Origin of the sequence: Acinetobacter sp. YT-02, assembly GCF_002412355.1 — a bacterium.
Classification (GTDB): Bacteria; Pseudomonadota; Gammaproteobacteria; order Pseudomonadales; family Moraxellaceae; genus Acinetobacter; species Acinetobacter towneri.
Map to the genome: position 1 here is coordinate 21,114 of NZ_NOZT01000051.1, position 6,731 is coordinate 27,844.

Annotated in this window: 4 protein-coding genes and 2 pseudogenes; 3 read left to right on the forward strand and 3 right to left on the reverse strand. The window is 45.5% G+C overall.

Annotated elements, in window-relative coordinates:
* Positions 1–497 precede the first annotated feature (497 nt).
* The 3 genes from CF596_RS12130 (at position 498) to ilvC (ending at position 3,857) form a co-directional block, all read left to right on the forward strand.
* Positions 498–2,225, forward strand: coding sequence for an acetolactate synthase 3 large subunit (locus CF596_RS12130; RefSeq protein ID WP_096902629.1), 1,728 nt, complete (start codon positions 498–500; stop codon positions 2,223–2,225).
* Entirely contained in the window at positions 2,222–2,713 is a 492-nt protein-coding gene (ilvN, locus tag CF596_RS12135; protein ID WP_004974986.1) for an acetolactate synthase small subunit, read from the forward strand. The genes CF596_RS12130 and ilvN overlap by 4 nt, the downstream gene beginning before the upstream one ends.
* A gap of 127 nt (positions 2,714–2,840) precedes the next feature.
* Entirely contained in the window at positions 2,841–3,857 is a 1,017-nt protein-coding gene (ilvC, locus tag CF596_RS12140; RefSeq protein WP_004974988.1) for a ketol-acid reductoisomerase, read from the forward strand.
* A gap of 147 nt (positions 3,858–4,004) precedes the next feature.
* Here ilvC and CF596_RS12145 read toward each other — a convergent pair.
* From CF596_RS12145 to CF596_RS12155, 3 genes and pseudogenes are all read right to left on the reverse strand, one after another.
* Positions 4,005–4,231 (reverse strand): annotated as a pseudogene (locus CF596_RS12145) (transposase domain-containing protein); the annotation flags it as partial.
* Between the two features lie 104 nt (positions 4,232–4,335).
* Entirely contained in the window at positions 4,336–5,997 is a 1,662-nt protein-coding gene (gene ltrA / locus CF596_RS12150; protein WP_096902630.1) for a group II intron reverse transcriptase/maturase, read from the reverse strand.
* Positions 5,998–6,572: 575 nt separating this feature from the next.
* A pseudogene (locus CF596_RS12155) lies at positions 6,573–6,731 on the reverse strand (transposase); the annotation flags it as partial.

The window sequence follows — 6,731 nt, forward strand, 5'->3', positions numbered from 1 at the left end:
TCTAATTTTTTTGACTTATTCTTTATTTTTATGATTTTAATGTGAAAATTTTATAGAAAATAAGGCAAGTGTCTGAAATTATATGTTTTATATGGGGATATTGGATTTGAGTGGAAATTGTGAAGTGCAGCACAAAGCTTAAAAAATGCACTGTTTATGAATAAAGCAGAAAAACCCGATTTTTAAACTTGACTTTAGTCGATGAAACTACAAAAATGCACACTTTAGTTTTATGTGCCTTAGATCGATCACCCTTCGAATAAGTGTCATGTCATGCAATGGGCAACTTCTCTAGCCGAGAAGCTGAACAAAGCTTATAAAATGTGTTTACCCCAACACGTTTTAGATCTCATATTGCTTATACGGTAATCAGATCAGAAATTTTTCCTATTGCCATGAAAACTATGAAATATGTGTGCTATAACAGTGCAGGAATTAATGAACAAAACACTGCAGGTGTCTCCCATTTTGCAGTGACAAGACTAGGGTGAATCACGTTGGAACTTTTATCTGGTGGTGAAATGCTCGTTCGCGCATTGGCGGACGAAGGCGTTGAGCATGTTTTTGGATACCCAGGCGGCGCAGTACTTCATATTTACGATGCGTTCTTTCAACAAGACAAAATTAATCATTATCTTGTGCGCCATGAGCAAGCTGCTGGTCATATGGCAGATGCATACTCGCGCGTAACAGGTAAAACAGGTGTGGTACTGGTGACTTCAGGTCCAGGTGCAACCAACACCGTGACTCCAATTGCAACGGCTTATATGGACTCAATCCCAATGGTGATTTTGTCTGGTCAGGTTGCAACACACTTGATTGGTGAAGATGCCTTCCAAGAAACCGATATGGTGGGTATTTCACGTCCGATTGTAAAACACAGTTTCCAAGTGCGTCATGCAAGCGAAATTCCTTCAGTGATTAAGAAGGCATTCTATATTGCATCTTCAGGTCGTCCTGGTCCTGTGGTGGTTGATATTCCTAAGGATGCAACCAACCCAGCAGAAAAATTTGCTTACGAATACCCAGAAAAAGTGAAGATGCGTTCGTATCAACCACCGCATCGTGGTCACTCAGGTCAAATTCGCAAAGCAATTGATGAGCTATTAAATGCCAAACGTCCTGTGATTTATTCAGGCGGTGGTGTTGTACAAGGCAATGCTTCTGAGCAATTGACTGAACTTGCACACATCTTGGGCTTCCCTGTAACCAATACATTAATGGGCTTGGGCGCGTTCCCGGGTAATGATCCACAATTTATTGGTATGTTGGGCATGCATGGTACGTATGAAGCCAACATGACCATGCACAATGCCGATGTGATTTTGTGTATTGGTGCACGTTTTGATGACCGTGTAACCAATAACCCTGCAAAATTCTGTCCAAATGCCAAAGTCATTCATATTGACATTGACCCTGCGACAATTTCAAAAACCATCATGGCACACATTCCAATTGTAGGTGCGGTTGAACCTGTACTTCAGGAAATGTTGGTTCAATTGAAGCAATTAAATGTGTCCAAGCCAAACCCTGAAGCGATTGCTGCATGGTGGAATCAGATCAATGAATGGCGTAAAGTTCATGGTTTGAAATATGACAAACCAACCGATGGCACGATGAAGCCGCAACAAGTAGTTGAAGCTTTAGACAAAGTGACCAATGGTGATGCGATCATTACTTCTGACGTAGGTCAGCACCAAATGTTTGGCGCGAACTACTATAAGTACAAGCGTCCACGTCAATGGTTGAACTCTGGTGGTCTAGGTACTATGGGTGTAGGTTTACCGTATGCTATGGCGGCTAAACTGGCTTATCCAGATCAACAGGTTGTATGTATCACGGGTGAAGCATCGATTCAGATGTGTATCCAAGAGCTTTCTACCTGTAAGCAATATGGTTTAAACGTTAAGATCTTATGCTTGAATAACCAAGCTTTAGGTATGGTTAAACAATGGCAAGATATGAACTATGAAGGTCGTCACTCAAGTTCTTATGTTGACTCATTGCCTGACTTCCCTAAATTGATGGAAGCTTATGGTCACGTTGGTATTCAAATTAACCATGCCGATGAGCTTGAGTCTAAGCTTGCAGAAGCGATGGCGATTAATGACAAATGCGTATTCATTAACGTAATGGTTGACCGTACAGAGCACGTTTATCCGATGCAAATTGCGGGTCAATCCATGAAAGATATGTGGTTAGGTAAAGGGGAGCGCACAGAATGAGACACATTATTTCCGTTCTCGTTGAAAACGAATCAGGTGCGCTTTCTCGTTTAGTGGGTTTATTCTCTCAACGTGGTTATAACATTGAGACTTTAAACGTTGCACCAACCGAAGACCCAACACTTTCACGTTTAACGCTTACAACTTATGGTGATGATCATAAAATTGAGCAAATCACCAAACAACTGAATAAATTGGTTGAAGTGGTTAAAGTGGTCGACCTGTCAGAAGGTCCGCATATTGAACGCGAATTGATGCTGATTAAAGTCAAAGCATCGGGTGCTGCACGTGCTGAAATTAAACGCACTGCTGACATCTTCCGTGGACAAATTGTTGATGTCACACCAACGACTTATACCGTGCAGCTTGCGGGTACAACAGAAAAATTAGATGGTTTTATTGATGCGATTGCAGAAAACACTATTTTAGAAGTTGTGCGTTCAGGTGTGTCGGGAATCGCACGTGGCGAAAAAGTTTTAACCATTTAACTAAATTTTATAGTTAATTTTATTCATCGAATTCATTCCATCTCTAAGGATGGAGCGCTTACTTTAGTACTGAATAGACAAGTACTTGAGTAAGATAGGAATCCAAAGCATTTTAGCGGAGACAGCAATGCAAATTTTTTACGATAAAGACTGCGACTTATCTATCATTCAGTCTAAGAAAGTAGCGATCATTGGTTACGGTTCACAAGGTCACGCGCACGCGCTTAACCTTAAAGATTCTGGCGTAGACGTAACTGTAGGTTTACGTGCTGGTTCTGCTTCTTGGAAAAAAGCTGAAAATTCGGGTCTTAAAGTTTCTGAAGTTCCTGCTGCTGTTGCTCAAGCTGACTTAGTTATGATTTTGACTCCAGATGAGTTCCAATCACAACTTTATCGTGACGTGATTGAGCCAAACATCAAGCAAGGCGCAACTTTAGCATTTGCTCACGGCTTCTCTGTACTTTATAACCAAGTTGTTCCACGTGCAGACTTAGATGTAATCATGGTTGCACCTAAAGCACCTGGTCACACTGTACGTTCTGAATTCCAACGTGGTTCAGGTGTTCCTGATCTTATCGCGATTCATCAAGATGCTTCTGGTAATGCACGTAACGTTGCACTTTCTTACGCTTCAGGTGTGGGTGGTGGTCGTACAGGTATCATCGAAACTTCTTTCCGTGAAGAAACTGAAACTGACTTATTTGGTGAGCAAGCAGTTCTTTGTGGTGGTGCTGTTGAATTGGTTAAAATGGGCTTCGAAACTCTTGTTGAAGCTGGTTATGCACCAGAAATGGCTTACTTCGAATGCTTACACGAGCTTAAATTGATCGTTGACTTGATGTTCGAAGGCGGTATCGCTGACATGAACTATTCAGTATCTAACAACGCTGAATATGGCGAGTATGTAACTGGTACTGAAGTGATTAACGAACAATCACGTGAAGCAATGCGCAATGCACTTAAACGTATTCAATCTGGTGAATATGCGAAAATGTTCATCCAAGAAGGTGCGTTGAACTACCCATCAATGACTGCTCGTCGTCGTCAAAACGCGGCTCACGGTATTGAAGTAACGGGTAACAAGTTACGTGCGATGATGCCTTGGATCCAAGCAAACAAAATCGTAGACAAAGAGAAAAACTAAGTTTTAGTTTAATCTTTAAAAAACCCTTATTGTATATAAGGGTTTTTTTATGAGTGAAGTAAAGGATGTTACGTGCCTTGCGCTTCGCTCAGAACTGTGTTTTCACTCCTTGCGCTGTAAGCGTCCGCTGAACCCCATGCCTATTTTTTAATTTGAGTTGGATTTCCAGCGATGTGGCGTAATTCTTCTATTTGGGTCGCTTTATGCGTCGGCAGCCTTTTCAGCACATCACTTAAATAGGCATACGGATCCAAGCCATTCAGCTTTGCTGACTGGATTAAAGTCATGATATTCGCCGCTCGCTGGCCGCTGCGCAGCGAACCTGCAAACAGCCAGTTCTTGCGCCCCAACGCCCAAGGGCGCATCTGATTGTCGGGTAGTCAGACGCAGTTACCTACGTCCAACCCCCTAAGAACCGTGCATGCGAGTTTCCCAGCACACGGCTCAAGCCTCTGCTAAGGCGCCATTCGGCACCCGGTTATACATCGTTGACATTGGCAAATTGAACACTCCTTGGACAATACAGATGGTAAATCTCAAGATTAGCAACTGCATCCGTTCCACCATGACTTAGCTTCACAATATGACGGCTGTGCCATGGTGTATCTTTGGTGACTGGTTTAAGACAGGCGCAGCAGCGACCACCTTGTTTTAGCCACACCCGATACAGCTTGGCTCGCCCCTTTGCGGAGACCAGCATTCTTTTACCCCATCGGGATTCGAAGTACTCATCCCATGCGGGGTCATGAGGGTTAGCAGCAGCCTTGATCTTGATATGTCGCACAATTGGCGTGTCCGAGGCAGACACTAATGTGTATTGTCGCTTCCGACCATCAGCGGACTGTTCATCACATGAGAACACCCATCGACGCGCTCCTTGTACTTTGAAATACCGATCTTTGACCCATCGGAGTGTTTTGCGAGGGTGGCGACGTACCGCCCATCGCCAGAGCATTTCCCACACTGCGCTGTCTACCTGGTTGAAAACCTTCTTGGCAACGACATAACTATGATAGTTGGCCCAACCCCTTAGAATAGGGTTGAGCAAACCGATCAAAGTGGCCTGTCGTGTCGCTTTGTTTGCATTGATTAATGCTCGCAGCTTATCGAGATGAGCACTGATGTTTGCCTTTGACGGCTTGATCAGTAGCTTGCCATTGTACTTGCGTACGTTCCACCCAAGAAAATCGAACCCGTTCCCTATGTGCGTGATTTTGGTCTTTTCCTGAGAGAGCACGAGACCGCGCTCCGCCAGAAATTCAACCACGGCAGGGCGAACTTCATTTTCGAGCCACTCTTTAGAATACCCCGTGATGATGAAATCATCCGCATACCGTACCAGTTGCAGCTTTTTGCCTGTCCATTTGGCGTTAGGGAACCTCTTCGCCAGCATCGTTTCCAGTCCGTCCAAGGTCATGTTGGCCAACACCGGGGAGATAATACCTCCTTGCGGTGTTCCGGAAAGACTGGGAAACAGCTTGCTTTGGTAGACGTAACCGGCTTTGAGCCATTTCCGTAGAATCACCTTGTCCATTGGGAGGTTGGCGATCATCCAGTCATGGCTGATATTGTCGAAACAGCCTTGAATGTCACCCTCTAGCACCCACTCCGCACTTACTTTTCTTGACAGCACACCAAAGCACTGTGCTGCAGCATCCGCGGTTGAGCGTTGTGGTCTGAATCCATAAGAGTTCCGATCAGCGGTGGTCTCCGCGATGGGTTCCAAAGCCAGCAGATGGAGCGCCTGCATGGCCCGGCATTTCATCGTGGGTATCCCGAGAGGTCTCATCTTGCCATTTTTCTTCGGAATAAGGACTCTCCGAAGCGGAAGGGGCGTGTAACCTCGCCTCTTCAACGACATCATCGCACCGGTCTTGGCCTTGGGTGTATTCCAAGTCACCTTGTCGACCCCAGCCGTGTTTTTGCCTTTGTTTTCAGACACTCGTTTTACGGCCAATGCTTTGCCACTAAACGAGTGAGTCAGCAGCCATTGCAGAGCTTTCGCCTTGTTATACCTGCCGTCTTGTACCGCCTTCACAATACGCGCTTGCAGCCCTCTGACATGACGCTGTACAGCAATCCAATCGATGCTGTCCCACGATGTGCTGGAAGGCGCACACGCTGATACTGCTGCGTTCATTTGCTCTCCCTCCATTAAAAGGGTTCTACACACTCTCTTGTGATGAGAGACCATAAGGACGTCAGCCCGCTTTCGCGTGAGGTAATGTTTCAACCTCTATCCAACCCATTACAGACTGGCATTCGCTTTTTCCTCGTTCCTTCGCCCGCATCACCATGGGCAGTTTTTGCAAACTGCTTTCCCAATGGGGGTAATACGGGATTTCCACGTTCCGCTTACTGAAGTACATCGGCTTAGGTGCCTGCTATCGACCGGGAGGCGTATGGGTCACGAATGCGTAGTAGAAAGACGCGATTCCCACCTCCATTACCGTTTTGGTTCGAGCGTATTAGCCATTTCCGCTCGTTCAATTTAACGATCGTTGCGCAGATTCACATGTGTTCACCATACCGATTATCTAGCCCTTGTCCGGCTATGGCTGCCAGAAGAGTACGCCTCTCACGATTGATACCCCGCACCTTACGGTGCCTCGTTACATTGTCGAAGGCGCTCTTTATTCAGCCTTCTAGATTCACCCGGTGACACGGGTGGTTCCCGCAGGGGGAACAACTTCATTAAGCGACTTCGTGTCGCACCTCGACCCAATTGTTGCATATCGGTAGATTGCCATCATCCAAATAGCGGCTTAAAGCTGGCCAACGCTTCAGAGTGTAATTGATGGCCTTGGCGGTGGGAGAACTCGATGGCACTGTCAGATGATGTTGGTTGAGCCATTCATATAGTTGTTGCATCAC

Excerpts from the sequence above, each read along its gene's own strand:
- ilvN (WP_004974986.1), top strand. The coding sequence starts at position 2,222 with ATGAGACACATTATTTCCGTTCTCGTTGAAAACGAATCAGGTGCGCTT.
- ilvC (WP_004974988.1), top strand. The coding sequence starts at position 2,841 with ATGCAAATTTTTTACGATAAAGACTGCGACTTATCTATCATTCAGTCT.
- ltrA (WP_096902630.1), bottom strand. The coding sequence starts at position 5,997 with ATGAACGCAGCAGTATCAGCGTGTGCGCCTTCCAGCACATCGTGGGAC.